The 24,689-nt window shown below is 43.6% G+C and carries 25 protein-coding genes; 6 read left to right on the top strand and 19 right to left on the bottom strand.

Features of this window, described 5'->3' with window-relative positions; all coding sequences use genetic code 11:
- Position 1 precedes the first annotated feature (1 nt).
- From CDH51_RS12580 to CDH51_RS12570, 3 genes are all read right to left on the bottom strand, one after another.
- Entirely contained in the window at positions 2 to 460 is a 459-nt protein-coding gene (locus CDH51_RS12580) for an RES family NAD+ phosphorylase (RefSeq protein WP_100628882.1), read from the bottom strand.
- 4 nt (positions 461 to 464) lie between these two features.
- Positions 465 to 932 (bottom strand): antitoxin Xre/MbcA/ParS toxin-binding domain-containing protein, encoded by a 468-nt coding sequence (locus CDH51_RS12575; RefSeq protein WP_100628881.1) that lies wholly within the window; start codon positions 930 to 932, stop codon positions 465 to 467.
- Between the two features lie 65 nt (positions 933 to 997).
- Complete coding sequence (locus CDH51_RS12570) at positions 998 to 1,474, bottom strand: GNAT family N-acetyltransferase (RefSeq protein ID WP_100628880.1); 477 nt, start codon at positions 1,472 to 1,474, stop codon at positions 998 to 1,000.
- 59 nt (positions 1,475 to 1,533) lie between these two features.
- Here CDH51_RS12570 and CDH51_RS12565 point away from each other — a divergent pair, with 59 nt between their 5' ends.
- A complete protein-coding gene (locus CDH51_RS12565) occupies positions 1,534 to 2,319 on the top strand; it encodes a type III pantothenate kinase (protein ID WP_100628879.1) in 786 nt (261 codons plus the stop codon).
- Here CDH51_RS12565 and CDH51_RS12560 read toward each other — a convergent pair.
- A complete protein-coding gene (locus CDH51_RS12560; RefSeq protein WP_100628878.1) occupies positions 2,310 to 2,975 on the bottom strand; it encodes a peptidoglycan DD-metalloendopeptidase family protein in 666 nt (221 codons plus the stop codon). The genes CDH51_RS12565 and CDH51_RS12560 overlap by 10 nt on opposite strands.
- Positions 2,976 to 3,066: 91 nt before the next feature.
- Between CDH51_RS12560 and CDH51_RS12555 the strand changes: the two genes are divergently transcribed.
- A complete protein-coding gene (locus CDH51_RS12555; RefSeq protein WP_100628877.1) occupies positions 3,067 to 4,020 on the top strand; it encodes a pyridoxal-phosphate dependent enzyme in 954 nt (317 codons plus the stop codon).
- Positions 4,021 to 4,026: 6 nt separating this feature from the next.
- Here the strand turns inward: CDH51_RS12555 and CDH51_RS12550 are convergent, their stop codons facing one another.
- The 12 genes from CDH51_RS12550 to CDH51_RS12495 all read right to left on the bottom strand — a co-directional run bounded on the left by CDH51_RS12550 (position 4,027) and on the right by CDH51_RS12495 (position 15,636).
- Positions 4,027 to 5,079, bottom strand: coding sequence for a Gfo/Idh/MocA family oxidoreductase (locus tag CDH51_RS12550; protein WP_100628876.1), 1,053 nt, complete (start codon positions 5,077 to 5,079; stop codon positions 4,027 to 4,029).
- Complete coding sequence (locus tag CDH51_RS12545) at positions 5,079 to 5,705, bottom strand: response regulator (protein WP_100628875.1); 627 nt, start codon at positions 5,703 to 5,705, stop codon at positions 5,079 to 5,081. Before CDH51_RS12545 ends, CDH51_RS12550 begins: the two co-directional genes overlap by 1 nt.
- Positions 5,706 to 5,723: 18 nt before the next feature.
- A complete protein-coding gene (locus CDH51_RS12540; protein WP_100628874.1) occupies positions 5,724 to 6,497 on the bottom strand; it encodes a sensor histidine kinase in 774 nt (257 codons plus the stop codon).
- A complete protein-coding gene (locus tag CDH51_RS12535) occupies positions 6,497 to 7,246 on the bottom strand; it encodes a hypothetical protein (RefSeq protein WP_100628873.1) in 750 nt (249 codons plus the stop codon). Before CDH51_RS12535 ends, CDH51_RS12540 begins: the two co-directional genes overlap by 1 nt.
- A gap of 11 nt (positions 7,247 to 7,257) precedes the next feature.
- Complete coding sequence (locus CDH51_RS12530; RefSeq protein WP_100628872.1) at positions 7,258 to 7,626, bottom strand: molecular chaperone DnaK; 369 nt, start codon at positions 7,624 to 7,626, stop codon at positions 7,258 to 7,260.
- Positions 7,627 to 7,751: 125 nt separating this feature from the next.
- Positions 7,752 to 10,271, bottom strand: coding sequence for a cytochrome c biogenesis protein CcsA (gene ccsA / locus CDH51_RS12525; RefSeq protein ID WP_100628871.1), 2,520 nt, complete (start codon positions 10,269 to 10,271; stop codon positions 7,752 to 7,754).
- Positions 10,272 to 10,294: 23 nt separating this feature from the next.
- Positions 10,295 to 10,711, bottom strand: a complete 417-nt coding sequence (locus tag CDH51_RS12520) for a cytochrome c maturation protein CcmE domain-containing protein (RefSeq protein ID WP_100628870.1) — start codon at positions 10,709 to 10,711, stop codon at positions 10,295 to 10,297.
- 1 nt (position 10,712) lies between these two features.
- Positions 10,713 to 10,958: a CcmD family protein gene (locus tag CDH51_RS12515; RefSeq protein WP_100628869.1), complete on the bottom strand. Its 246-nt coding sequence runs from the start codon at positions 10,956 to 10,958 to the stop codon at positions 10,713 to 10,715.
- Positions 10,959 to 10,960: 2 nt separating this feature from the next.
- Positions 10,961 to 11,635 carry a cytochrome c biogenesis protein CcsA gene (gene ccsA, locus CDH51_RS12510; RefSeq protein ID WP_024284010.1) on the bottom strand — a complete coding sequence of 225 codons (675 nt, stop codon included), beginning with the start codon at positions 11,633 to 11,635 and terminating at the stop codon, positions 10,961 to 10,963.
- A gap of 125 nt (positions 11,636 to 11,760) precedes the next feature.
- A complete protein-coding gene (locus CDH51_RS12505; protein WP_100628868.1) occupies positions 11,761 to 13,089 on the bottom strand; it encodes a dicarboxylate/amino acid:cation symporter in 1,329 nt (442 codons plus the stop codon).
- Positions 13,090 to 13,100: 11 nt separating this feature from the next.
- Positions 13,101 to 14,186, bottom strand: coding sequence for a chorismate synthase (gene aroC / locus CDH51_RS12500; RefSeq protein ID WP_100628867.1), 1,086 nt, complete (start codon positions 14,184 to 14,186; stop codon positions 13,101 to 13,103).
- Positions 14,179 to 15,636: a BatD family protein gene (locus CDH51_RS12495; protein WP_100628866.1), complete on the bottom strand. Its 1,458-nt coding sequence runs from the start codon at positions 15,634 to 15,636 to the stop codon at positions 14,179 to 14,181. The genes aroC and CDH51_RS12495 overlap by 8 nt, the downstream gene beginning before the upstream one ends.
- A 113-nt stretch (positions 15,637 to 15,749) precedes the next feature.
- Here CDH51_RS12495 and CDH51_RS12490 point away from each other — a divergent pair, with 113 nt between their 5' ends.
- Positions 15,750 to 15,938, top strand: a complete 189-nt coding sequence (locus tag CDH51_RS12490; protein WP_026946687.1) for a hypothetical protein — start codon at positions 15,750 to 15,752, stop codon at positions 15,936 to 15,938.
- Between the two features lie 75 nt (positions 15,939 to 16,013).
- On the opposite strand, the gene CDH51_RS12485 is transcribed toward CDH51_RS12490, so the two are convergent.
- Both CDH51_RS12485 and CDH51_RS12480 read right to left on the bottom strand, forming a co-directional pair.
- Positions 16,014 to 18,113, bottom strand: coding sequence for a protein-disulfide reductase DsbD family protein (locus tag CDH51_RS12485; RefSeq protein ID WP_100628865.1), 2,100 nt, complete (start codon positions 18,111 to 18,113; stop codon positions 16,014 to 16,016).
- A 54-nt stretch (positions 18,114 to 18,167) separates the two neighbouring features.
- Positions 18,168 to 19,556 (bottom strand): dipeptidase, encoded by a 1,389-nt coding sequence (locus CDH51_RS12480; protein WP_100628864.1) that lies wholly within the window; start codon positions 19,554 to 19,556, stop codon positions 18,168 to 18,170.
- A gap of 98 nt (positions 19,557 to 19,654) precedes the next feature.
- On the opposite strand from CDH51_RS12480, the gene CDH51_RS12475 reads away from it, so the two are divergent.
- The 3 genes from CDH51_RS12475 (at position 19,655) to CDH51_RS12465 (ending at position 23,742) form a co-directional block, all read left to right on the top strand.
- Positions 19,655 to 20,635 (top strand): NADPH:quinone oxidoreductase family protein, encoded by a 981-nt coding sequence (locus CDH51_RS12475; protein WP_100628863.1) that lies wholly within the window; start codon positions 19,655 to 19,657, stop codon positions 20,633 to 20,635.
- 15 nt (positions 20,636 to 20,650) lie between these two features.
- Entirely contained in the window at positions 20,651 to 21,178 is a 528-nt protein-coding gene (locus CDH51_RS12470; RefSeq protein WP_100628862.1) for a GNAT family N-acetyltransferase, read from the top strand.
- A 164-nt stretch (positions 21,179 to 21,342) separates the two neighbouring features.
- A complete protein-coding gene (locus CDH51_RS12465) occupies positions 21,343 to 23,742 on the top strand; it encodes a S9 family peptidase (protein WP_232724834.1) in 2,400 nt (799 codons plus the stop codon).
- A 112-nt stretch (positions 23,743 to 23,854) separates the two neighbouring features.
- Here the strand turns inward: CDH51_RS12465 and CDH51_RS12460 are convergent, their stop codons facing one another.
- Positions 23,855 to 24,637 (bottom strand): undecaprenyl-diphosphate phosphatase, encoded by a 783-nt coding sequence (locus tag CDH51_RS12460; protein WP_100628860.1) that lies wholly within the window; start codon positions 24,635 to 24,637, stop codon positions 23,855 to 23,857.
- Positions 24,638 to 24,689: the final 52 nt, after the last annotated feature.

The following is a 24,689-nucleotide window of genomic DNA, read 5'->3' as shown; positions in this document are numbered from 1 at the left end:
ACTAACTATTAACCTCAAAGCTCACATCCAATACATCCTCCACGCTGACAATTCTATTAAAATCTGGATGAATCGGATTGATCAATAGATTAAATTCCTGCTGGTAGTTTGCCAAAGGAATCCGACAAGAGGGTATTTTCAAAACAGGAGACAAAAACTGCTTGCACCAAGTACTACCAAACTCCTGCGTACTTCTGGGATAGGGACGATTCCGCCAATCTCTAGGTAGCTCAGCTATTTCCAACTCCGGTATTTCTGCAGCTATTTCCAACACAATCAACTGCCATGCACTTTGAGTGACGATCGGGCCTTTGATACTTAGAAGTTCAAGAAAATTAAGCGAACTGACACTGCAGGCATAAATCATAGGAACACCGAAGTCATTCCATCGCCCGGGACCAATGCCATACCCTAAAGGAGATCTACCCGGCATCGCCTCGATAAGTCGAAAACAGCGCATCAAACTACTGAAAAGCTCCCCAAGACATCCCTTCTAATGCACTATTGACCTGATCCACTCCATACGGAGTCTTAAGCAAATCTATGGGTCTACGATCACCAAGAGAGACATTGGTGGTGCTCAGCCATTCTGAAAAAAGCAGCTCTGAGCCAAAAATCCGAACTCCCTTTGCCACTACTTGATCCATTTCTAGAATATTCTTGGTAATTGCTTTGGTCAATTGTCGATTTTCTTTGCGCCATCGAAATAGCGTACTCGGGTCCACTTCCATTACTTCTGAAATATCCTGCTGCGTGAACCCCAAAAAATCAAAAAAATCCTTGGTGTCCTCATACTTGAATGCTGTCTCATAAATAGCCGCCGGCTCACTCACTGAGTCTATCATCCTTTGGAAAAAGTAATGGCGACTTTTTCCTGTAGAAAGAGCCTGATGACTTCCATCCGGAAAACGAATATTCCATAGCTGAAACATATCTTCTTTTTCTTAAAGATACGATTTTTTATTTTATTTACAATAATCAATTATTGCAAATGCAATCAATCCAACAAACCCCTAATCTCTTCCGACTGCAAATGCGCATTGAGCCAACCTGCCTCCAGGTATGCTCCATATTTTTTGTAGAAATTTATGGCGGGTTCGTTCCAGTCTAATACCTGCCACATCATACCGGTACATTCGTCATCAAGAGACTGAGCCATGACTCGGTCAAAGAGTAATTTTCCAGCACCATTGCCACGTTCAGATTCTGTCACCACAATATCTTCCAAATACATGCGCTTTCCTTTCCAGGTACTGTATCGATAGTAATAGATCGCTATCCCAATGATCTCTGAGGTTTCGTTCTTTTCACAGATAAAAAGTCCGAAAACAGGATGGGGTCCAAAACCATCTTTCTCCATCATTTCCACTGTATTGGTCACCTGCTCAGGTGCTTTTTCATAGATGGCTAGTTCTTTGATCAATTCAAGAACTCGGGGTAAGTCTTCGATTTTTCCTTTTCGGACGGTATACATGGGATATTTGATTTAATTTTCAAGAATGAAAGCCTAAATTAGTCAAAAGCTCCAAAAATATGTTCCTAGCCATCGATGCAGGCAATTCCAATGTGGTATTCGCATTATTTGATCCCAAAACCGAAAAGTGGACCAATCAATTTCGTCTAGAAACCAAAACCGAACTCCTCATTTCTCAGCTCACCAAGAAGGTGCCCCTCTATTTTTTGGAGCATGCCATTTCCCCATCTGACATTAGCGAGATAGGTTTTAGTACGGTGGTGCCTGAAGTACAAGGACCCATTCAGGAATTTTGCGAAAAGTTTTTTGGCAAAGCTGCTTATCAAATCGGCCCTAAAAGCTATAAATCACTACCCATCAGCACGATTCGTCCCAAAGAAATAGGGACTGACTTGATGTGTAATGTAATGGCTGCTTGGCAAAAGTATCAGCAAGCCCTGATCATCGTGGACTTTGGAACGGCGCTCACCTTCACCGTCGTAGATGATGGGGGAAAAGTTTTGGGTGTAAATATTGTTCCTGGTCTTCAAACAGCCATCCGATCCCTTTTTACAAGCACATCCAAACTACCCGAGGTGCCCCTGAAAGTGCCCAAATCAGCAATTGGGAAAGATACAATCCATGCGATTCAGGCAGGGATTCTCTACGGATACACAGGTTTGATTCGGGGAATGCTAGAAACCATTCGGTCTGAAAAAGAGCTCCATTTTAAAGTCATTGCGACTGGAGGACTTTCAGCCATTTTGACCACCTTGGAAAAGGACTTTGAAGAGATCGATCGCTATCTGACCTTAAATGGGATTCGATGGATTACCCAGGCAAACCAAAAATCCAATCAGTCCTGAAAACCCAAAATTAAATTGGGATCAGGACAGTTGGCGGAATAATGTACGACTTCCCGCTGAGAGCAGACGCCTGGATAGTCTCCTGATTTACCCTCCATGTCCCACATCAACTGAAAATGTAGATGGGGTGGCCAATCGCCATTTTCTGGAAAAGGACCTACATGTGCAATGATCGCTCCTTTTTTAACGATTTTTCCCAGCTCCCAACTCTTCAAATCTGTACGGGTAAGGTGCCCATACAATGAGTAGAAAACCTTGTCTTGGCTGGAATGCTCCAAAATCAACGTAGGACCATAGTCACCAAAACCAGCATTATCTTGGAAACTGTGGATTCTTCCTTCCAATGGAGAAAAAATCGGAGCTCCTGCCTCACACCAAACATCCACACCTAAGTGAATATTTCGAAAATCCTCTGCATCCGTAGCAAATACATTGGATCGACGGTAAATGGCTCGATTTTCCAGATAACCCCCTATTCCAAAGCGTTTGCCGGATCGCTCAAGCTGTGAAAAAACAAATTGATCAAAAGCCTCCGTATTGCTAAGGTCTACCTCTTCCAAGGCTTGATTTTTGGCACTAAAGTCCAGCCTCAGCGTATTCTCCGAGTTTAAAGCCTCTCCCATTACGGGAAAGCAATCCAATTCATTCCAATTCATGTCCGAAGAAAAGACTTTTCTTTCAGGTAGAAAAATGAAAAAATAACAGTTTGTGAAGTTAGCTTTGGAAGTAGTTTTATAATTTTATTACATGCAAAAGCCGCAATTCCCTTCCCTTAATGATATCCGACACGCTCGCGTTCGGATCAAATCTTTCATACACCGAACGCCCATCCTGACTTCCTCAGCAATCAATGAAATAGCCGGTTGTGAGATTTATTTCAAGTGCGAAAACTTTCAGAAAGTAGGGGCCTTCAAGGCTCGTGGTGCGGCAAATGCGGTCATGAAATTATCGGATGAAGATAAAGCCAAAGGAGTAGCTACTCACAGCAGTGGAAATCATGCAGCGGCTTTGGCTCGGGCAGCACAGATTGCAGGCATTCCGGCATACATTGTCATGCCATCTAGTGCTCCAGAGATCAAAAAGAAAGCAGTCAAAGGCTACGGAGGAGAAATAATCGAATGCGAACCTAACCTTCAGGCAAGGGAGACTACCCTTGAAAAGGTGGTCAAAGAAACCGGAGCCACCTTCATTCCTCCCTATGATTTTATGGATGTCATTGAAGGACAAGCCACCTGTGCCTTGGAGTTTTTGGAGGATGAACCAGACCTGGAAGTAATCTTGGCTCCAGTAGGTGGAGGAGGGCTTCTCGGTGGGACAGCCTTGCTTAGTCATGAGTGGGATGAAGACATTGAAGTATACGGGGCAGAACCTTCAGGAGCAGACGATGCCTATCGATCCTTCAAAGCAGGAAAAATCATTCCTCAAACCAAGCCAAATACCATTGCAGATGGCTTACTTACATCTTTGGGCGTCTTGAATTTTGAAATCATCCGCCGCTACGTCAAAGACATACTCTTGGCGACAGATACTCAAACCATCGATGCGATGCGGCTTATTTATGAGCGGATGAAAATCGTAATCGAGCCTTCTTGCGCTGTTCCTCTGGCAGCTTTGTTGGCAAATAAAGCGCTTTTTAAAGGCAAAAAAGTCGGGATAATATTATCAGGTGGAAATGTGGACCTAGGGAAGCTCCCATTCTAAACCGTTTCACCAGCCTCCTTCCGACTTGGTGATGGTTTTCTTTTGCTCGGAGCTCAAAAAAGCGGATTCGATCAATTTCAAAACCATAATAGCCTCTTCTAGCCGAACTAGTAATGGCTCTCCAAGAAGGATAGCTTTAGCAATATTGTTGTAGAAAAAACGATAATCGCCTCTTAAGGTGGGATAAGAGTCTGTCTTCTCCTCTAAATAAACCTTCCCCCACTTATCAGCTTCCTCCAATCCCCAATTCTCTCCTTCAGGCTTTCGCCCTTCCTTAAAGGCAGCTTCCTGTACATCTAACCCGAATTTTTGATAAGTTCCTTTCTCGCCTAATACTAGGAATTTTGGAGTAGGTGCATTGACAAGGACTCCTGCGGTGACCCGGGCCAAGCGATTCCCATAGTCTAGATGAATATCAAAGTAGTCATCAGCTACTACTTGTGGGCGTTGCTTGCGAATAGTAGCTGTGATGGATTCAGGAGCTCCCCAAAGCACACAAATTTGATCAATTAAGTGAGTACCTAAATCGTAAGTTATCCCATTTCCAGGCACCTCTTTCTCTCGCCAATTATCCCTTGGATGAGGTCTAAAACGATCAAAATGGCTTTCAATGTAATGAACTTCCCCTAGCGATCCATTTTGCAAAATCTCCTGAACAGTTCGGAAATCCCCATCGAAACGGCGGTTTTGAAAAGCAGTACAAATCAACCCTTTTTCAGAAGCAAGTTTTAGCAGTTCTTCGGCCTGCCATGAATGAATAGTGATTGGTTTATCTACCACCACATGCTTCCCTGCTTCCAAGGCCAATTTGGCCATGGAAAAATGAAACTCATTTGGCGTAGTGATGACAATGAGCTCAGAGCTCCCCTGACTCAAAAGCTCCTCAAATGACCGAAAGGTTTTTACACCCGGATATTGTTGCTCACATAGATTGGAGTGTCTTTCTACTACCTCTACCAAATCCAAATCCGGGCAGACATCTATCAGAGGAGCATGCATTTTTTCCGCTACGGATCCGAATCCGACGATGGCAGTTTTGATTGGTTTGGTTGAATTCATCAGATATTCATTTCGTGAGCTTTATTCACTAGTTCTACCCGTGAATTGATGCTGAGTTTTTGAAAAATATTTTTTCGGTGGCTTTCGATGGTACCCTTACTCAATACAAGCTGCTTGGCAATTTCTTTACTCGTCAAACCTTCTTTAATAAGCTTAATAATCTGAACCTCCCTCCGGGAAAGACGATATTTATCCCGAAAGGAATCGAAAAAAGCATTGGGACGTGCCTGCTCAATGATTCTATCAAAATTGATCAAATGCCTTCCTTCATGAACTTCTCGAATGGTAAAAACCAATTCATCCGGATCAGCATCTTTTAGAATAAATCCATCAGCCCCTTTTTCAACGCATTCTTTGAAGATTTTTTCCTCATCATACATTGAAAGCACGATGACTTTGATTGGAAAGTCAAGCTGCTTCACAGCAGCCAATACCTCAAACCCGTCCATTTCAGGCATATTGAGGTCTGTCAAAACGATGTCTACTGGGTTTTCGGCTAGAAAATCCAGTAGCTCAGATCCATTTTTGAAAAGCCCACGGATAAAGAAATCCTCCTGCTCATCCAATAATCCTTCTATGCCCTTTGCAAAAAGGGTGTGGTCGTCTGCAATAGCGATCCGTATCATGTTACTTAAGGGTGAAGTCTAATTTAGGACTAAAACTGATACAGGCAAAGAAAGATTTATTTGAGTGCCGTTTCCGGGTGATGATATGATTTCAAATGCACCTCCAATGGTCTCCATTCGCTTTCGAAGATTGGTCATACCACTACCCTTTGATTGCTGAGAAGTGTCAAACCCCTTTCCGTCATCTTCTATCCGAACCAGATACCTTCCATCTGATTCTTTCATCTGGACTTTTATATTTGATGGGCTGGCGTGCTTGATGGCGTTGTTTAGGCATTCTTGAATGACGCGAATAAGCACAAGTTTTGTGTCTTTATTTAATTTCCAGGCCTCATTACTCTCCACAAGGAGCGTTTCGCAGAAGTCAGTTGCCTGGATCTTATCCAACTGCTGTTTTATAAATTCTTCCAATGAAATGGACTCTACCCAGTCAAGGTTCAGGGTCTTGGAAAGGCCCCTAACCTCGTTAATTATTTGATTAATCAGGAGGCGTCCTTCAGTCTGCTTTTCAGGTTTGCTTGAGCCGAGGTAGAGTTTTGCGAGGGAAAGCAACTGGCCCACATTATCATGAAGTTCCCGACCGATATGCCTCAGGGTATCCTGCTGAATTTCATTCTCGATATTCAAAAGCGTCTTTTCATATTCTGCTTTTATCTGATCCATCTTTTGTTTGTTTTGGACCTGACGCTGCCTGTGCAAAATAACCATAGAGACCACAAATGTGGCCATAATGGCTGCCAGAAATGCCCCTGCAAAAAGTATAAAAATGATCTGATTATCTTCTCCGCCCATTATGCTTTAGCCAATTTTGAAATTGTATTGCTTCCTGTGTAAAGTAGCACGTTAAAAACTACCAATAAAATGATGTAAAGTATCATTGAAACATAATTGAATAAGAAGTACACATTTTCATTTTCAAATACCAAGTACTCAAAGGCTACATCTGCCAAAAATAAAGTGACTGATTGAAACAAAATCAAGGTGATGTACCAAAAAGGCCAGTACCTAAGAGGATTGATATTGATGTAATAATCCTCAGACACCAAATCCACGAAGAATAAACCACTGGCCACAATCAAAATGGTATTGCCGAAAAAGTATAGCACCGGCTGAAAATCATAAATCGGAGTGGCTTCGGAAAAGTAGGTATAAATACAATAGGCAAGAAAAATCACTCCAAGGGACACGATGATTTTTTGACTAAGGCCTTTTCTTAAATTGATCCCGATCAAACCTAACAGTAGAAGCTTGGATACCTGATAGTTGAAAATATTAAAAACCCAGATATTCCACCCCTGAAAAGTATCATCCGTCAGGAGATAGTGGATTTTTTGGTTGATACTCTTGTATGTAAGCATCAAAGTAGCCAAAACTTCATAAAAAAGAACTAGGAAAACTATCAGAAATGGAAGAAGGAAGTACGGGCTACGCTTCTTTTCAGGATTGAGAAATCCGTAAAAAACAATAGCCAATACTCCACAAATTATGACAGCATAGATGTAATAATTATCTCCAATTCTGGCAAGAAAGTCCTTCACCATGAATATAAAATTTATTCACATTTAGGAGGACAAGTGTTCCCTCTATTGTAATAATCTTCTTCCTCTTCTACCAACCCCTTTTTGGCTTCATTTACAGGAGACATGACGATGGCAAGCCTTCCGATGTATTCTTCCGAGTTCTCCGGGTAAAGCTTCTTTGCTACCTCTTCCGTGTATTCAGTTAGGTAAAACTTGATTCCACCTTTCTTGGGATCCTTATCCGCTTTGCTTAGCACTTCCTCAAGAGTCTCTCGATCAAAAAACACCCACTTGGTCTGATTTTCTACATCCTCCTTTGGTCCTCGAGCGGGTTTCCCCTTTTGGATTTCTTTATCATACTTTTTCTGCATCTGATCGAAATCCTTCTTACTGATCTTCATAATCTTTTTGTTAGTTAAAAATTAGGTAAAACTGGTTTAAAATGGACCTGAATATAGGCTTTTTGAAGCGGAGTGAAAAAAGAAAAAGGAGGCGCTAACCTCCTTTTGAAAAAAGTTGGGGAAATTTATTCCATCCCTTTATCTCTCATTTTCTTAAACTCATCAAATCTTCGATAGATCGCCACAGTGAATCCCATCAAAGTGATGATAGACCCTAACCACAACAAATTGATGTATGGCTTGACGATAGCTTTCATCACCACATAGTCCTTTTGATAGCGGTTGACTTTAAAAACAAACTTATTTTCTTCAGGCACGATGTTATCCAAAGTGACTTTGATCCCGAGCTCATTGTCCACTACAGGTAATTTACCGACTTGGTTATTTCGAATAATGAATGTAGGAGTGAGCGTTTTCTCAACATCATAATCAAGCACCCGAAGATTGGCACGGACAGCCACATCTCCCTCTTGCAACACATACCCCTCTACCTCCTGAAGTACTTCTGCTCCATCAAAATAAGTGACAAAATCAGCGATATGGAATTGCTCACCCGGGCTTGCTTCATAGAACTCATCTTCTTTCCAATCAGGATCTTCGTAGTCATTCATCGCTGCTACGTAGGTGTAAAGATCCTTGTTGAGGTAAATTTTGGAATCAGGTGAAGAAATCAAACCTCCCATTCCCTGATTGAATTGAGACATAGGTGCCAAGGAGAATTTCAAGACCTCATTTTGGAAGTAATCAATTTTGAAATAATCATTCTCCTCCAATACAATATCAACCACATCGCCTTTCTTGAAAAAGTCTTTATAATCCTCTAAAGCAATGGCTTCATTCACATTTCCTGTGGATTCTAAGATTTTGGCAGGGACATATTCAGGTACGCCCACCACTTTCTTTTGCCTTCCTCGATAGATGACCGTGTAGTCTTTCATTTGGGTCGGCTTGTTGATCCAAAGCAATACATGCTCCTTATTGAGCTCGTCCTCCCAGCTATTGCTATAAGTCAATCCTGACATATTGATCGAGATCGTCTCGGAATAACCGGAGCTGAACATGATTCCAATCAGCATCATCCCCAAACCGATATGCGCCAAAGAGCCTCCAGCTAGCTTGAAGGTAGATTTCTTCAAAAGTCGACTTAAAATCACAGCATTGGCTACTACGGTAAATGTACCAGCCACGACGATGATCATATATTTCCAATCGTATACTTTTGCAGCTACAATAATCAAAGCCGAAACAACTACAGAAACAATGTATGGAGTCAAGAGCGCATCTTTCAGTGCTTTTTTGTCCATTTTCTGCCACCAGAAAAACTGTCCAACTGCTGTCAGCAGCGCCAAGGCAATCCCAAACCACAATTGGAATTTTGTGTAAAACTCTATTTGATCTGCCGGTGGAGCCATATTGGAGATACCTCCAAAGCTTTCAATCAATGCATTAAATGCCGGTATGGAGGTAGGGAGAATTACCTGAAATCCCATCAAGCCCAACGTAGTCGCACCGATGAAAATCCAAAACTCTCTGGAGTAAACTGATGCTTCCCGCTCGGAAGTAGGAATGTGCTTCCAAGCTCGAATCGTGAAGAATAAGGCAACTGCTGTGAAAAACAACATGTATATCAACAATTGCCCTGAGAGACCTAGATCGGTAAATGAGTGCACAGATGCATCTCCAAGTACCCCAGATCGCACCAAGAAGGTAGCATACAATACAAGAATGAATGAAAGGATCACCAAGACGATGGACGTCTTCAGCGCTGTGCTACTTTTCTTGAAAGTGATCATGGTATGCACTGCTGCCACCAAAATCAGCCAAGGCACATAGACTGCATTTTCCACTGGGTCCCAGTTCCAATATCCTCCAAAATTAAGGGTCACATAGGCCCAATAGGCTCCCATCAAAATCCCCATTCCCAAAATCATAGCGGAGAAAATCGCCCAAGGCAAAGCAGGTCTGATCCACTCTGAATATCGTTTCAAGGCAAGTCCACCTATCAAAAAAGCGAATGGTACTAAAGTAGAAGCATAGCCTAGGAACAAGGTAGGTGGATGGATGACCATCCAAATATTTTGTAGTAGTGGATTGAGTCCTGTCCCATCTTCAGGAACGAAATCTGGATTGATTTCGAAAATCGGTGCAGGAGTTGCGTCGCGAAGTAGAATGAATGGTGAGCTACCGATTTTCAAATCACCAATCACAACACCCATAATCATCGAAACCAAAAAGGCCTGCACGAGCGCAAAAACGATCATTACAGGAGCCTCCCAAAGTTTATTGGTATGAATCAGGATCACTCCCAATATCACATTCCAGAAAATCCAGAGGATAAATGCACCTTCCTGACCTTCCCAGAAACTTGATATCATATAATGCACCGGAAGTGCCTTACTCGAATGAGAATAGGCATAGAAATATTCAAAGCGGTGATTGTAGATGATCTCAAAAAGTGAAAAAGCGATCAACACACTGGACACACCATGGATGTAAAAAGCGATGCGACTAAAGCGCTGCCAGCTCTTTTTTTCAAGCTCATTGGCTTTGAAATATTGGTAATAAGCAAAAGCTGCTACCAATGCACTCACAAAGGCCACAATGGTCATCATGTGGCCCAAATTCCCGATAAAGGTATTGATCATTGATTCGTTGAGTTGCTACTACTTCACATTCCTGCCGCCTGCACGTCAGTCTCCTGATATTTAGAAGGGCACTTCATCAGGATTTTATCTGCAATAAATATCTCTTCATTTTTGTAGGATCCGATTACCACTACGGATTCGGATCTGGTAAAGTCGGCCGGGACAGGTTCATTATAAAAGACCTCTTGCTCCGTACCATCATTGTCTACCAATACAAAGGTGAATGAGGTTTTATCCTCTCGGACTTGAAGGCCCTGAACTTCTCCTTGTGCATCTTTTTTAAGTTGCCCTACCACATGAATGGCTTTTTCATCGCCATCTTTTTTCATTTCTAGAGCTGTATTGAAGGTCTCATAGCTACTCGCATCGCCAATAGAGGTCATGATGATCACAATTGCGACAGCGATGATGCCTATACCTACCAAGTGTCCTTTCTTCATCTTATTTTTGAGTAATAGATTTTTCGATTTTTGTAATCTTCCGCTCAGTGCTTACAAGGTAAACCGCAATTCCGGCGAAGATGATTCCAATTATTCCCACTAAGACGTAGATTTTTCCATCTTCACGCATCTTATCAGCCATATCTACGCTGTTGTTGGAATAGTCAGATTCGGTCACAGGAATCTTCTCTTGTGCTACTACGTGCAAACTGACAAAAAGGAGGAATAAAACGAGGTATTTTTTCATTTTCAAGAATTGATCAGTTGATCTTCAAGTACCCTTTGCACCCTACGCATTCTGACGCGGACAGTTGCGATCCAAGCTCCAAAAAGTGTCCATCCGATTATTGCGGGATAAAACACCATTCTCAATTTGGAATCAAGATCGTAGGCATTGAAGCCGGGATTTCCACCATTTCCGGGATGCAGACTATCCGTCAGGCGGGGTAGAACAAATATCAGCGGGATAAATGCTGCAAAAGCAAAGATGTTGTAAATAGCACCTATTCTAGCCCTTTGCTGCATATCGGTCAGGGAATTGCGAAGAATTAAATAGGCAAAATACATCAGCAATCCGATAGCAGAAGCATTTTGCTTTGGGTCGCCACTCCAGTAGTCTCCCCAAGTAAATTTGGCCCAGAGCATTCCAGTGGTGATTCCCAGAACTCCAAATAGAATCGCCGCATTGGTAAACTCAATGGCTAGATCATCGAAGCGAAGATCATTGCTTCTGAGATATCGCACACTGTAGTAAACCGAAACCATCAACATCAGGATCATCCCAAACCACATGGTCACATGGAAATGCAATGCCCGAATCGTCTCATTCAAAATGGGTAATCGGGGTACATCCATCAGTAGGCCTGCAGTGATCGTGTACAGTAAGAGCGCAACGGCCAGAATTTTCCACCAGGATTGGCGCATAGGGTAATTTGGCTTTTTCAAGCGCAAAAATAAGGCATAAGTTTCTGAATTCGTTGTCTTTTGTCACAAAAGACAAAAGGTCAGACTAGTTTTAGCATGACCTTTCGATTGAAACTTTCTATATCTTATTCGTTTGGTGTGAGCGGATTACCTTTTCGGATCAATCCATCCGGTAATTCTCCCTCTGTACTGGCCACGATGGTACAAACGGTAGCATCCCCTGTGACATTGACCACCGTCCTAAACATATCCAATATTCGGTCCGGGGCAATAATCAAGGCAATACCTGCAGCAGGTACTCCAATAGATTCCAACACGATAATTAACATGATCAAACCCGCACCAGGTACACCGGCCGAGCCTATCGAGGCTAAGGTAGCTGTCAGAACGATCATCAACTGCTGAGTAAGAGTTAGATCCATTCCCAAGGCCTGAGCAATAAAAACTGCCGCCACTCCTTGGTAAAGACTGGTTCCGTCCATATTCACCGTGGCTCCAAGGGGCAACACAAAGCTGGAAACCTCTTCCGATACACCAATCTCTTCCTCGACCTGCTTCATGGTGACTGGTAGTGTCGCCGAGCTGGAACTCGTGGAAAATGCCAAAAGCTGTGCAGGTCGAATCGCTTTGAAAAAATCCAAATACTTCACCTTCGTAAAAGAGATCAAGATCATCGGATAAACAACCATAACCATCAATAGTAAGCCACCTGTCACGACTAGGCTGTATTTCAACAAGGCCAAAAGCAACTCCACGGCCGAATCGGGATTGTCTCCTGCTATCTCTACGATCAGTGATGCCATCAAGGCAAAAACCCCGTAAGGAGCAATCATCATGATATAATTGACAATCTGAATGATCACATCATTGAAGCCATCGAAGAAAGCAATGACTGGATCCCCCTTTTCTTTTGGGATCTGAAGAAGCGCAATTCCCACAATGATAGCGAAGAAAACAACCTGAAGCATCGCTCCATTATCCGTGGTTGCCTGAAAGAAATTTTGGGGTACAATGTCTACCAGCGGTTGCAGAGGACTCTGCTCCTGAAGCTGCGCAGCCTGACCGACCCGAGCTCCAGCATCACCTTCATACATGTTCATGAGGTTCTCACGAGTCTCGATCGGCAAACTTTTACCAGGTTTAAAAACATTGACCAAGATCAATCCGGTTGAGATTGCAACCACCGTGGTAATCAAATAGGTGGCAATTGTTTTACCTCCTATTCGGCTTAATTTGGAAATATCACCCAAATTGGAAACTCCTACGATCAAAGATGCCAATACCAGCGGTACGGCGATCATTTTTAGAGCATTGATGAAGATAGTCCCAACCGGCTTAATGTAATCGAGGGTAAAAGAATTTGGGATATCGGTTTTGATCACCACCAATCCAAAAACCAATCCTAGGACCAATCCTATGATGATTTTGGTGTGCAAGGGTATTTTCTTCTTCATCCAGCTTGGGTTTATATATCTTGAATTTTATCGCTTTTTGCTAATAATAAGTAATCCGCTATGACCAATGCAGCCATAGCTTCTACAATGGGAACAGCTCTTGGCACAACACATGGATCGTGTCTCCCCTTACCCGAAACAGTCACATTTTCTCCTGACTCATTAACAGATTCCTGATCCTGCATGATAGTTGCCACCGGCTTGAAGGCCACGCGGAAATAGATGTCTTCTCCATTACTGATTCCACCCTGAATACCTCCGGAATGATTGGTAGTGGTACGCACACGATCTCCTTCTTTGACAAAACTGTCATTGTGTTGGGAACCACGCATTTTTACTCCTTCAAAGCCACTCCCATATTCAAATCCCTTGACTGCATTGATACTGAGCATTGCCTTGCCCAACTCTGCATGTAAACGATCAAAAACCGGTTCACCAAGGCCAGGAGGGGCATTTTGAATTACACAAGAAATCACTCCCCCAATGGTATCTCGATCCTTTCGGACAGAATCAATCAGCGTGATCATTTCCTCAGCAATTTTAGGATCTGGACAACGCACGATATTGTTCTCTGTCTGATTAAGGTCTAGCTCCTGATAGTTTTTTTCTAAAGTCAAGTCCCCTACTTGGGAAACATAAGCCTGAACGGAAATCCCTTTAGCCTTCAAAAGCATTTTGGCGATAGCTCCTGCAGCTACCCGTGCAGCTGTTTCCCTTGCTGAGCTCCGGCCTCCACCGCGATAATCGCGAATTCCATATTTCTCAAAATAGGTGTAATCTGCATGAGAAGGGCGAAATTTATCCGAAATATGCGAGTAGTCTTTACTCTTCTGATCGGCATTTCGGATCACTATTCCGATCGGGGTGCCGGTACTTTTTCCCTCAAAAACCCCAGAGAGAATCTCGATCTCATCCTCTTCTCGTCGCTGAGTAGTGATTTTGGATTGCCCTGGCTTTCGACGTTGCATCTCCTGCTGGATAAAGTCCTCATCGATAGCAAGTCCCGCCGGGCAACCTTCTATAGTCACGCCCAAAGCTTTGCCATGAGACTCCCCGAAAGTGGTGATCTTAAAAAGCTTTCCAAATGAATTACCCATTGTTTTTACGAAGTATAATGATTGCCAAAAGTATCAGCACTGCTAGCAGGAGTACATTAATGGCGGTGCCAAAATAGTATTTATATCGCTCGTTTGAAAACTCATTATCCTCCGTGCCTATCCGGTCATAGACGCCTCCCAGTCGCTGATTTGAAATCGCCTGATTGGTTTTACTCTCTCCCACGACTCGAATTTGCGCGGATGGCTTGAGTGTATCATAGGCAGCCTGCTCAGGATCAAAATAAATCCATTCGAAGTGATTGGCTAGGTTGACATCTCCGGGCTCATTGATAGTCAGGTAATAAGAAAATTCCTTGATCCCCGAAACTCTTCCGTAACCGCGGTTGATTTGCTGACGGACATTCGGGTCGTAGGTATTGAGATTTGCACCAGAAATGAGTTTCGGAGCAGGCAGTGAGTTGATATTTCCTACACCGGTCACCCCAAAATTATAATTAAAGCCTTGTCCAGTTTCGACCTCCAAGTCTGTGATATTTTCACGCAGTTGAAATTGTCCTACGGCCACTTCATTACGTAGCGGATGCGGAGGCAAGGGCTTCACCGTGACTGTCTTTGGAGACGAGTAAAAGGTCTTGAAATCTTCCTGTCTGCTTGCCCCAAAGAAAGATGGATTGCGGGCAACCCGGTATTTGATCATTTCCCAAGGGATACTTGGGATCTCTATTGTGCCTTCTGAAAAAGGAAAGAATGTAGCCTCGTAGACCTTGTATCGTACCCATCGCTTGCCATTGATCGTGACTTGCTCTGGTTCAATGTTGGTAATGTTATAATTTTCTTCCCAAGCATTAGAAGGCTTGATCTGTTTCAAGACCTTATCCAACTGCTCTCCTGGCTTGTAGAAGTTGAAAGGAGCTTGATTGGTCTCTGACATGTAGAAAGCCAAAGCTACGGTAAAACCTTCTCTGGCGTAGATTTCTTCCTTATCTACTGTTACAGAGAAGAAAGCTTCGTCATCCAGCTCAATGTATTCCGGTTCCTCCTCGGCTCTTCCAAAAAAATCAGAAAAAGGATCAAACAAGCCTCCACTCCGTCCGCTGTTTTGATTGGAAACGGCATCAGTTACTGTGATTTTTTTTCCTTGGAAATCAAAGTTTTGCCCATTGATATTGATCGAAAAGGAGGGTAATTGAAACTCACCTTTTTTGGTAGGCTTGTAATACTGAATGATACTGTTGGAGCTAGTTACTTGTCCATTGATCACATTCATAGAGGATGACTGCGAGACCCCTTGTTTTTGGAATCCCGGTATGTCAGGAAATTGATCGTAGGATTTGATTTTTTCGTTGGCTACACTTATTTTAATGGTGAATGTTTCATTCAGCCCAATTTGATCAGACCCTAGCTCAACAGTAACCTCTTGAGCTACAACTTTCCCAGCAAAAAAGGAAAGGACGAATACCAAAACAGAAGTTAGTAGCGTTTTAGTCATGGTTGCGAAATTAAGGATTAATCCCAATCAGGGTAGCTTATTTTACGCAACAACGGAGGAAAAGCCTCCGTATGGTAAATAAATCTCTTAATTAACCTTAAACTCTTTTAGCTATGATAGAATATGTAAAGACCATTTTGCAGAAAGTGAGTTTCTCGAGATATCTTTTCGAGAAGGAACTACGCAAGGGCCTAAGACTTATTTTACCCGCTGAGTTGATGGAGTTTCGAGATTGGTGCTATCGGATGTTTGGAAAAACACATGAGCCCATTCTCAATCGGTACTTCTTACCGGCCCTTTAGAGAGCAAACATTCCCGCCTAGTGCGGGATTTTTTTTCAAGACTCCTAGATTTTCACAAGCTCAGTTCAAAGTCAATCACTTCCTCCGCTCAAATTCTTTTTTAGCCCCATCCAAAAATTCTACAAAGGCCTGAATATCCGTATCGTATGCTCGGGGTTTTGCGACAAGTTCCTCATCATGATCCAAAATCACATAATAAGGCTGAGCGTTGTTTTGAAAACGGGTGATCTGAAAATCGGCGTTCTGCTTGCCAAGCGTTTTTTTGACCTTCCCGTCATATTCGGAGGTGTACCACTCACTCTCAGGAAGCTCCAATCGCTCATCGATGTAAAGTGCCACCATCACAAAATCCTCCTTTAATCGTCTCAAGACTTCCGGGTCTACCCATACATTCTCCTCCATCTTCCGGCAATTCACACAGCCATGCCCCGTAAAATCAATCAACAAGGGTTTATTAGCAGTTTTGGCAGCTCTGAGTGCTTGATCATAATCAAAGTATCCTTTGATCCCATGGGGAATCTCCAGTAGATCCGCGTATTTGACAGACTCATCCAAAGCATAACCTGCATCATCGGACATAGTATTCGAACCCCCAACTTTGAACTGCTGTGAAGTCAGTGGCGGCAAGTATCCGCTTAGGTATTTCAAAGGAGCTCCCCATAGTCCGGGGATCATATACAAAGCAATCATCCAGCTGAACAAGGCCATTAAAAGCCTAGGCACACCAAGATATTCCAACGGAGAATCGTGAGGAAGCCTGATTTTGCCTAGCAAATACAATCCTAGTGCAAAGAAAATCACAATGTGAATCACCAAGAATACATCCCGATCCAAAATCCCCCAATGATAAACCTGATCAGCGATGGATAGAAATTTGAAGGCCAAAGCCAATTCAAGAAAGCCTAGAACAACCTTCACCGAATTGAGCCAACCTCCTGACTTGGGAAGGCTACTCATCCATCCTGGGAAGACCGCAAAGAGAGTAAATGGTATCGCAAATGCTAAAGAGAAAGAGAACATTCCCAGAACAGGTTTGATCAACTCTCCTCCAGCCGAGGAAATCAAAATTGATCCAACGATCGGCCCTGTGCAGGAGAAGGACACCAAAACCAGCGTAAAGGCCATAAAGAAAATACCAATCAAGCCACCTTTTTCAGCTTTTGCATCTACTTTATTTACCAAACCAGAAGGCAAGGAGATCTCAAACAATCCCAAAAATGCCAAGGCAAAAAAGATGAAAATCCCGAAGAAGAATAAGTTGGGAAGCCAGTGAGTAGCCAGCCAATTGGCAAACTCAGGCCCCTGAATGGCCGCCACTGCAGTACCGGCTATGGTATAAATTCCTATGATTGAGAGGCCGTAAATAAATCCATTTCGAATCCCGGCAGCTTTGGTTTTAGCTCTTCCGGTGAAAAAACTCACCGTCATGGGAATCATCGGAAAGACGCAAGGCGTCACCAGCGCAGCAAGACCAGCCAAAAAAGCCAAAATCATAAAGCCCCAAAGACTTTCCTCTACGGCTCCTTCCGGTTCAAAACTTACCTGGACTTCTGAATCTTCTGTGTCGCTAGATTCACCTGAATCTACCGAATTGAATAGGTCCGAAGCATTCTGGGAAGAGTCAGTAGCTTCTGAATCCTCTTCTTGGACGGAAGTAGTTTCCGATGCATTTTCGGTAGCAGAGATTTGGCTTCCTGTCACTGTCAGTGAAATAGAGACATCCTTTTCATAATTGATGCATTGCCCTGTAAGGTCAGAGCACATCTGATATTCCAATACACCTTGGATAATTCCTGACTTTTTGGCTAAGATTTTTTGCTCAAAAAGTCCAGAACCCATGAAATAGGTAATATCTCCTTCCCAGATTTCATCATATTTCTCCTTGGCATCTACTTCCTGCAAACTGCCAATTCGGTCAAAACTCTCGGAATCTTCCAAAATCAAGGTCGTCACCAAAGGACCTAAATCCGGATCGAATCCAGTCCCATAGATATACCAACCAATCGGAATTTTTGCCTCAAATAGTACAACCGCTTCCTCACCAGCTTGCACCTCCGCAGGAGAAACGCTCACCGACCATTCCGGTGGAGAGATTATCTGGGCTTTGGCAAGGAAGCTGACCGAAAAGAGCCCAACTAGGAAAATGCTTTTCAGCCAATTGGAAAATTGATTCATACCAAGCTATCAGGTTAGCATAGAAAAGGAAAATGAAGGAAAGATAGTTCGCAATTAGGATTGCCTCATCTGACGGAAGTGTCGGAAAAAGGCTGCAATTGTCTCAATTCCTATGAAATAGTTTTGAACCCCATAATGCTCATTGGGTGAATGAAGTGCATCCGTATCCAAACCAAAACCGAAAAGAATGGGGTCAGACCCGAGTTCCTTCTGGAAAAGTGCTACAATCGGAATGGAGCCACCCTCACGAGTAGGGATTGGTCGCTTTCCAAAAGTCTCTTCCATCGCTGCTTCAGCAGCTTTATAGCCAACGGATGTGTCAGAAACTACCGCAGGCGATCCGCCATGATGACTTCTCACTTTTACCTTCACTGATTTTGGTGCCAAGGAGCGGAAATAATCTTCAAATAGTTTGGCAATCTCTTTCCAGTCTTGATCAGGGACCAATCGCATAGAGATCTTTGCGTAAGCTTTGGAAGGAAGGACCGTTTTGGCTCCCTCACCGATATAACCTCCCCAAATGCCATTGACATCCAAGGTTGGTCGGATTCCCACACGCTCGATGGTCGTATATCCCTTTTCTCCGTGAACCTCATCCACTTCCAACTTGGCCTTGTATTCCTCTAAGTCAAAAGGTGCTTCATTCAATCTACTGCGCTGCTCGGCTGTCAGTTCCTGCACCTTGTCATAAAAGCCCGGAATGGTAATATGCTCATTCTCATCCTTTAGCGAAGCGATCATTTTAGCCAAAACATTGATTGGATTTGCCACTGCTCCTCCATAGGTACCGGAGTGTAGATCCCGGTTAGGTCCTGTCACTTCTACCTCCATATAAGTTAGACCACGAAGTCCTACTGTAATGGACGGATCTTGCATGGAGATCATATGCGTATCAGAAATCAGAATGACGTCAGATTTTAATTTCTCCTTATTTGCCAGGACAAAGCCTTCTAAATTGTCAGAACCTACTTCCTCTTCCCCTTCAATCATAAATTTGACATTGCAAGGCAGGTCTCCGGCAGCCATCATGGATTCAAACGCCTTCACATGCATGTAAAACTGCCCCTTGTCATCAGCAGATCCACGGGCGAAAATCGCTCCTTCCGGATGATTTGCAGTCTTTTTGATCACCGGCTCAAAAGGCGGGGAGTCCCAAAGCTCATAAGGGTCTGCCGGCTGCACATCATAATGCCCGTAAACAAGAACTGTAGGAAGTTTAGGGTCAATGATTTTTTCCCCATAAACAATCGGATAGCCCGGGGTTTCGCAGATTTCAACTACATCCGCTCCAGCCTTTTCAAGGCTATTTTTTACAAATTCGGCTGCTTTGAAAACTTCATCTTTGAATTTAGGATCGGCACTGACAGAAGGAATCCTCAAAAGGTCGAGGAGTTCGTTTAAAAATCGATCTTTATTTTCTTGGATTATTTTATTGACTGACATGAGCATGCTTTTAGTGAATGTCCCCAAAATTATCGGATTCGGGAGGAAATGCCTATTTTCCACCGACCTTTTCTTAGTGACAAAAAATACAGAGAGCGATGAAAGCAGTTATTTGCGAAAAATTTGGACTTCCTGAAACCCTTAAATACGGAGAGCTACCTGATCCAAGTCCCAGTCCTAGCCAAGTACTGATCCAAGTCGATGCCTGTGGAGTCAATTTTCCGGATGTCCTCATCATCCAAAATAAGTATCAATTCAAACCTGAATTACCCTTTTCGCCAGGTGGAGAAGTCGCTGGAAAAGTTATTGAAATTGGTAGCGAAGTAAAAAACGTCCAAGTTGGAGATAGCGTTTTGGCGCTTTGTGGCTGGGGAGGCTTTGCTGAAAAAGTAGCTGTGGATTCCGACAGAGTTTTCAAACTTCCATCTGGTCTTCCTTCCGAGATTGCGGCCACGACTCTTTACACCTATGGCACCTCCTATCATGCTTTGAAGGACCGCGCAAATCTACAGCCCGGGGAAAACTTGCTGGTCTTAGGAGCAGCGGGGGGAGTAGGCCTCGCAGCAGTAGAACTGGGAAAAACAATGGGAGCAAAAGTCATTGCAGCAGCTTCTTCGGAGGAAAAACTGGCCCTTTGTAAGGAAAAAGGCGCCGAACTCACCATCAATTATCAAAAAGAAGATCTGAAGGCTCGCATCAAAAAGCTGACTCAAGGCAAAGGAGTGGATGTAGTCTATGATCCTGTGGGTGGAGACTATACCGAAGCAGCCCTTCGAGGAGTGGCTTGGAAAGGACGTTATCTCATCGTAGGTTTTGCCAATGGGGAAATTCCCAAAATCCCGATGAACCTGCCTTTGCTAAAGGGCTGTTCCATTGTGGGGGTTTTTTGGGGGCAATTTTCAAAACTCGAGCCTGAAAAAAGCTTTCAAAACATCGCCCAATTGATGCAATGGATACAACAAGGAAAAATCTCTCAGCATATCGGCGGAAGGTATTCCTTGGAGGAAGCGCCTCAAGCTTTGAATGCGATCTTAGAGCGAAAAATGCTAGGTAAGGGAGTAGTCATAATCAAAGCTTAAATTTTTCAAGATCAAATGACCTCATTCGAGATTCGACAAGTTAAGGTGGCTGACTTAAAGGATTTGCATCAGTTTGCCAAAGCCTGTTTTGTGGATACCTATGCCAGTCAAAACACGCCGGAGAATATGAGCCTTTATTTGAAAGAGGAATTCTCTGAAGCAAGAATCCTGAAGCTTCTCGAGGACCCCAACATTCAATTCTTTTTTGCATTAAAGGCCGGCCAAATCATCGGATACCTTCAGGTCAATTGGGGCAAAGCACAAAGTGAAAAGCTGGATTCTTCCATAGAAATTGCCAGAATTTATGTGGATAAGTCATTTCAGGGAAGGAAAATTGGCAGTCTTCTTTTGAATCAGGCCATAGAATTTGGAAAGGAACTTGGTTTGCAATGGCTCTGGCTAGGCGTCTGGGAAAAGAATACCAAGGCCATGGATTTTTATCAGAAAAATGGATTTGAAATCTTTGATCAACACCTCTTCAAACTTGGCGAGGATGAGCAGCTGGATTGGATGATGCGGATAAACTTGAAACACATAAGTTAACTCGCTTTGAATACGGATTTTTTGTCCCCGAAATCTCATGTTCAAATAAAGTATTGACCTTTAATCGAAAGCTTGGTAGTAAACGGGTGGACTTTCGTAATTTCAGAGATCAAGATTAATCCAAGAATATGAACCACTTTAGAAAATTTACCACAGGGGTAGTAATGCTGCTGATGGTTTGGGGAACACCACTTTTCGCCCAAATCACCTATCAAACCCCACCAAAGGCCATCACCGACTTGGTCAATGCCCCGAGCACCCCCTCGGTGGTCTTTTCAGAAAATGCCGATTGGATGCTCATGCTTGAGCGTGCAGACAATCCATCCATCGAAACCCTCTCCCAGCCGGAACTCCGAATCGCCGGAATGCGAATCAATCCTGCCACATCCGGCCCTAGCCGTAGCCGAGGTATCGAAAACATGAAAGTTCGAATGACTCAATCCGGGGAGGAAATTCAAATTAAAAACCTGCCAACGAATGCCTCTATTGGAGGTATCGGGCTTTCCAATGATGAAAAGTATTTGGCTTTCACCAATACCGAATCCAATGGAATCAGCCTTTGGGTAGTGGACCTAGGCACTTTTGAAGCTAAAAAATTGACCGATGCCATCCTCAATGATGTCTATGGAAATGTGATGACTTGGACTCCGGACAATCAAATCCTGATCAAAGCAGTCAATCCTGCTCGCGGTGGCATCCCACAGGCACCATCAGCGCCTGCAGGCCCCATCGCTCAGGAGACTTCCGGCGATGCAGCACCTAGTCGAACCTATCAGGATTTGCTCAAGGATCCTTATGATGAAAAGCTATTTGCCTACTTCATGGATTCGCAGTTGATGCTAGTCAACCTAGATGGTAGCAAAAAAGCTGTTGGGCCAACTGCCATGATCAAATCCTTTGACCTTTCACCAGATGGGAAATACATCCTGGTAGATATCATCAAAAAGCCTTTCTCTTACCTAGTTCCGGCCAGCCGATTCCCTTACGATGTGGAGATCTGGACTAGTACCGGTCAGAAAGTGAAGACTTTTGCGCAGATTCCTTTGGATGAAGTGCGGCCTACAGGTTTCGACGCCACTGTCACCGGTCCTCGAAGCATCAACTGGCGTGCTGACAAAGGCGCTGTACTTTACTGGGTAGAGGCACAAGATGGAGGTGATGGCAAAATCGATATGGAAGAGCGAGAAATCGTCTATACACTTGCCGCTCCATTCAATGGCTCCAATCAAAAACTGGCCACTACTTCCCTTCGCTTTGGAGGAATCGCCTGGTCTACGGATGATTTTGCGATACTCAACGAAAGATGGTTTGGTGCACGTCGGGAAATCCGCTCTGTGATCAACCCTTCCAACCCTTCCCAAGGCAAGCAAGTGATCATCGACCGTTCTTATGATGACATCTACAACGATCCGGGAGATCCGATCTACGAGACCAATGATTTTGGTAAAAGCGTCTTGAAAAGAAAAGGAGACTTGCTATTCATGACCTCCGAAGGCGGTAGCCCTGAAGGCAGCATGCCTTTTCTTTCAACTTTCAATGTGAAAACCAAAGAGCAAAAGATTCTTTGGAGATCACAGGCCCCTTACTACGAGCGAGTAGTCAAAGTGGTGGATGAGGATGCCACTGAATTTATCACCTTGAAAGAGAGCACTGATATCCAGCCAAACTACTGGATGGTCAATACCAAAAAGCGAATCGCTCCAATGCAAATCACCGATTTTGCACATCCTTACGAGGGGCTGAAAGGCATCAACAAGCAATTGGTCAAATACAAGCGTAAAGACGGTTTGGATCTATCCGCTGTGATCTACACGCCGGAAGGATTTACTCCTGGAGAAGATGCACCACTGCCGGTATTGATGTGGGCCTATCCAAGAGAATATAAGTCTGCAGCAATCGCAGCGCAGGTTCGTGGTTCCAAATACCGATTTACCAGATTGAGCTGGGGCTCTCCTATCTATTGGGTGACCCAAGGCTATGCGATCATGGATCAAACTGAAATGCCGATTGTGGGTGAAGGTGATAAAGAACCCAATGACTACTTCCGTGAGCAATTAGTAGCCAATGCAGAAGCAGCAATCGATCATATCGTGGAATTGGGAATCGGAGACCGAAATCGAATCGGTGTCGGCGGACACTCTTATGGTGCATTTATGACGGCCAATTTGCTTTCGCACACGGATCTTTTCGCTGCAGGAATTGCACGAAGTGGTGCTTACAACCGTACTTTGACTCCTTTTGGATTCCAGTATGAGCAGCGTACCTATTGGGAGGCGCCTGAGGTATATTTCAATATGTCCCCCTTCTCTTTTGCGCACAAGGTTAAAACGCCAATACTCCTGATCCACGGGCAAGCGGACAACAACTCCGGTACGTTCCCTATTCAGTCAGAGCGCTACTACAATGCTTTGAAAGGACATGGAGCCACTGCTAGGTTGGTGTTTTTACCTCATGAAAGCCATGGATATGCGGCCAAGGAGTCCATTCTACATACCCTGTATGAAATGGATACCTGGTTAGAAAAATATGTGAAAAACAAGAATCAGATTGAGCCTTCAAAATAAAGGAGGAAGAAGATAAAAAGTGGAAACCCTCCTCAGCTCGTGCTGGGGAGGGTTTTATTTTGTCAAATTGATTTTACATTTATACCTATTTTTTGTTAATCGTATTTTACAATTAACCCAAATCAGTTCCCCACATAAAGATCAGAAAGAGAATTCCGAGCACGATTCGGTACCAGCCAAAAGCAGTAAAACCGTGATTCGAGACGAATTTTAGGAATAATTTCACGGCAAACCAGGCTGAAATAAATGCGATCCCAGAGCCCAAAGCCAATAAAATAATCTGCTCTTGGGTAAAGGTCAACTCTGACTTCAACAGGTCATATCCACCGGCAGCCATCATGGTCGGCACTGCAAGTAAAAAAGAAAATTCGGTTGCTTGCTTTTTGTCCAGGCCATTGAAAACCCCGCCGATGATGGTCGCCGCTGCACGAGAGGTACCGGGAACCATAGAAAGGCACTGAAAAAGCCCAATGAAAAAGGCACTTCGATAAGAAATATCCTCCACCTCGGCCAGGTCGGAGGTTTGATTGACCACTTTTTTATCAATCAAAATCAAAATCACTCCTCCCAAAATCAAGGAAACGGATACTACTACTGGATTGAACAGATAGCCCTTGATGAAATCATAAGCCAAAAGCCCCACGATGGCGGTAGGAATAAATGCTGCCAATAGCTTGTAATAAATTTTCAAGCCTCGAAAAAATCGCTTGATATACATCAGCGCTATGGCCAAAATTGCACCGAGCTGAATAAACACCTCAAATGTTTTCACAAACTCATCATCGTGAATACCCATGGCAGCCGAAGCCAAAATCATATGCCCCGTGGAGGAAATAGGCAAAAATTCTGTTAGTCCCTCAATGATGGCAATGATGATTGATTGAAAAAGCGTCATAAGAAATCTTGATTTGCGGGCAAAAATACAAATACCTGCCCGACTGCCTAGC

The sequence above is a fragment of the Algoriphagus formosus genome (genome assembly GCF_002807035.1).
Taxonomy (GTDB): Bacteria; Bacteroidota; Bacteroidia; order Cytophagales; family Cyclobacteriaceae; genus Algoriphagus; species Algoriphagus formosus.
This window is presented reverse-complemented; position numbering and strand designations above follow the sequence as displayed.

What these genes read in the sequence shown, in the direction of transcription:
- CDH51_RS12580 (WP_100628882.1), bottom strand. Translation starts at nt 460, where the DNA reads ATGCGCTGTTTTCGACTTATCGAGGCGATGCCGGGTAGATCTCCTTTA.
- CDH51_RS12575 (WP_100628881.1), bottom strand. Translation starts at nt 932, where the DNA reads ATGTTTCAGCTATGGAATATTCGTTTTCCGGATGGAAGTCATCAGGCT.
- CDH51_RS12570 (WP_100628880.1), bottom strand. Translation starts at nt 1,474, where the DNA reads ATGTATACCGTCCGAAAAGGAAAAATCGAAGACTTACCCCGAGTTCTT.
- CDH51_RS12565 (WP_100628879.1), top strand. Translation starts at nt 1,534, where the DNA reads ATGTTCCTAGCCATCGATGCAGGCAATTCCAATGTGGTATTCGCATTA.
- CDH51_RS12560 (WP_100628878.1), bottom strand. Translation starts at nt 2,975, where the DNA reads ATGAATTGGAATGAATTGGATTGCTTTCCCGTAATGGGAGAGGCTTTA.
- CDH51_RS12555 (WP_100628877.1), top strand. Translation starts at nt 3,067, where the DNA reads ATGCAAAAGCCGCAATTCCCTTCCCTTAATGATATCCGACACGCTCGC.
- CDH51_RS12550 (WP_100628876.1), bottom strand. Translation starts at nt 5,079, where the DNA reads ATGAATTCAACCAAACCAATCAAAACTGCCATCGTCGGATTCGGATCC.
- CDH51_RS12545 (WP_100628875.1), bottom strand. Translation starts at nt 5,705, where the DNA reads ATGATACGGATCGCTATTGCAGACGACCACACCCTTTTTGCAAAGGGC.
- CDH51_RS12540 (WP_100628874.1), bottom strand. Translation starts at nt 6,497, where the DNA reads ATGGGCGGAGAAGATAATCAGATCATTTTTATACTTTTTGCAGGGGCA.
- CDH51_RS12535 (WP_100628873.1), bottom strand. Translation starts at nt 7,246, where the DNA reads ATGGTGAAGGACTTTCTTGCCAGAATTGGAGATAATTATTACATCTAT.
- CDH51_RS12530 (WP_100628872.1), bottom strand. Translation starts at nt 7,626, where the DNA reads ATGAAGATCAGTAAGAAGGATTTCGATCAGATGCAGAAAAAGTATGAT.
- ccsA (WP_100628871.1), bottom strand. Translation starts at nt 10,271, where the DNA reads ATGATCAATACCTTTATCGGGAATTTGGGCCACATGATGACCATTGTG.
- CDH51_RS12520 (WP_100628870.1), bottom strand. Translation starts at nt 10,711, where the DNA reads ATGAAGAAAGGACACTTGGTAGGTATAGGCATCATCGCTGTCGCAATT.
- CDH51_RS12515 (WP_100628869.1), bottom strand. Translation starts at nt 10,958, where the DNA reads ATGAAAAAATACCTCGTTTTATTCCTCCTTTTTGTCAGTTTGCACGTA.
- ccsA (WP_024284010.1), bottom strand. Translation starts at nt 11,635, where the DNA reads ATGCGCCAATCCTGGTGGAAAATTCTGGCCGTTGCGCTCTTACTGTAC.
- CDH51_RS12505 (WP_100628868.1), bottom strand. Translation starts at nt 13,089, where the DNA reads ATGAAGAAGAAAATACCCTTGCACACCAAAATCATCATAGGATTGGTC.
- aroC (WP_100628867.1), bottom strand. Translation starts at nt 14,186, where the DNA reads ATGGGTAATTCATTTGGAAAGCTTTTTAAGATCACCACTTTCGGGGAG.
- CDH51_RS12495 (WP_100628866.1), bottom strand. Translation starts at nt 15,636, where the DNA reads ATGACTAAAACGCTACTAACTTCTGTTTTGGTATTCGTCCTTTCCTTT.
- CDH51_RS12490 (WP_026946687.1), top strand. Translation starts at nt 15,750, where the DNA reads ATGATAGAATATGTAAAGACCATTTTGCAGAAAGTGAGTTTCTCGAGA.
- CDH51_RS12485 (WP_100628865.1), bottom strand. Translation starts at nt 18,113, where the DNA reads ATGAATCAATTTTCCAATTGGCTGAAAAGCATTTTCCTAGTTGGGCTC.
- CDH51_RS12480 (WP_100628864.1), bottom strand. Translation starts at nt 19,556, where the DNA reads ATGTCAGTCAATAAAATAATCCAAGAAAATAAAGATCGATTTTTAAAC.
- CDH51_RS12475 (WP_100628863.1), top strand. Translation starts at nt 19,655, where the DNA reads ATGAAAGCAGTTATTTGCGAAAAATTTGGACTTCCTGAAACCCTTAAA.
- CDH51_RS12470 (WP_100628862.1), top strand. Translation starts at nt 20,651, where the DNA reads ATGACCTCATTCGAGATTCGACAAGTTAAGGTGGCTGACTTAAAGGAT.
- CDH51_RS12465 (WP_232724834.1), top strand. Translation starts at nt 21,343, where the DNA reads ATGCTGCTGATGGTTTGGGGAACACCACTTTTCGCCCAAATCACCTAT.
- CDH51_RS12460 (WP_100628860.1), bottom strand. Translation starts at nt 24,637, where the DNA reads ATGACGCTTTTTCAATCAATCATCATTGCCATCATTGAGGGACTAACA.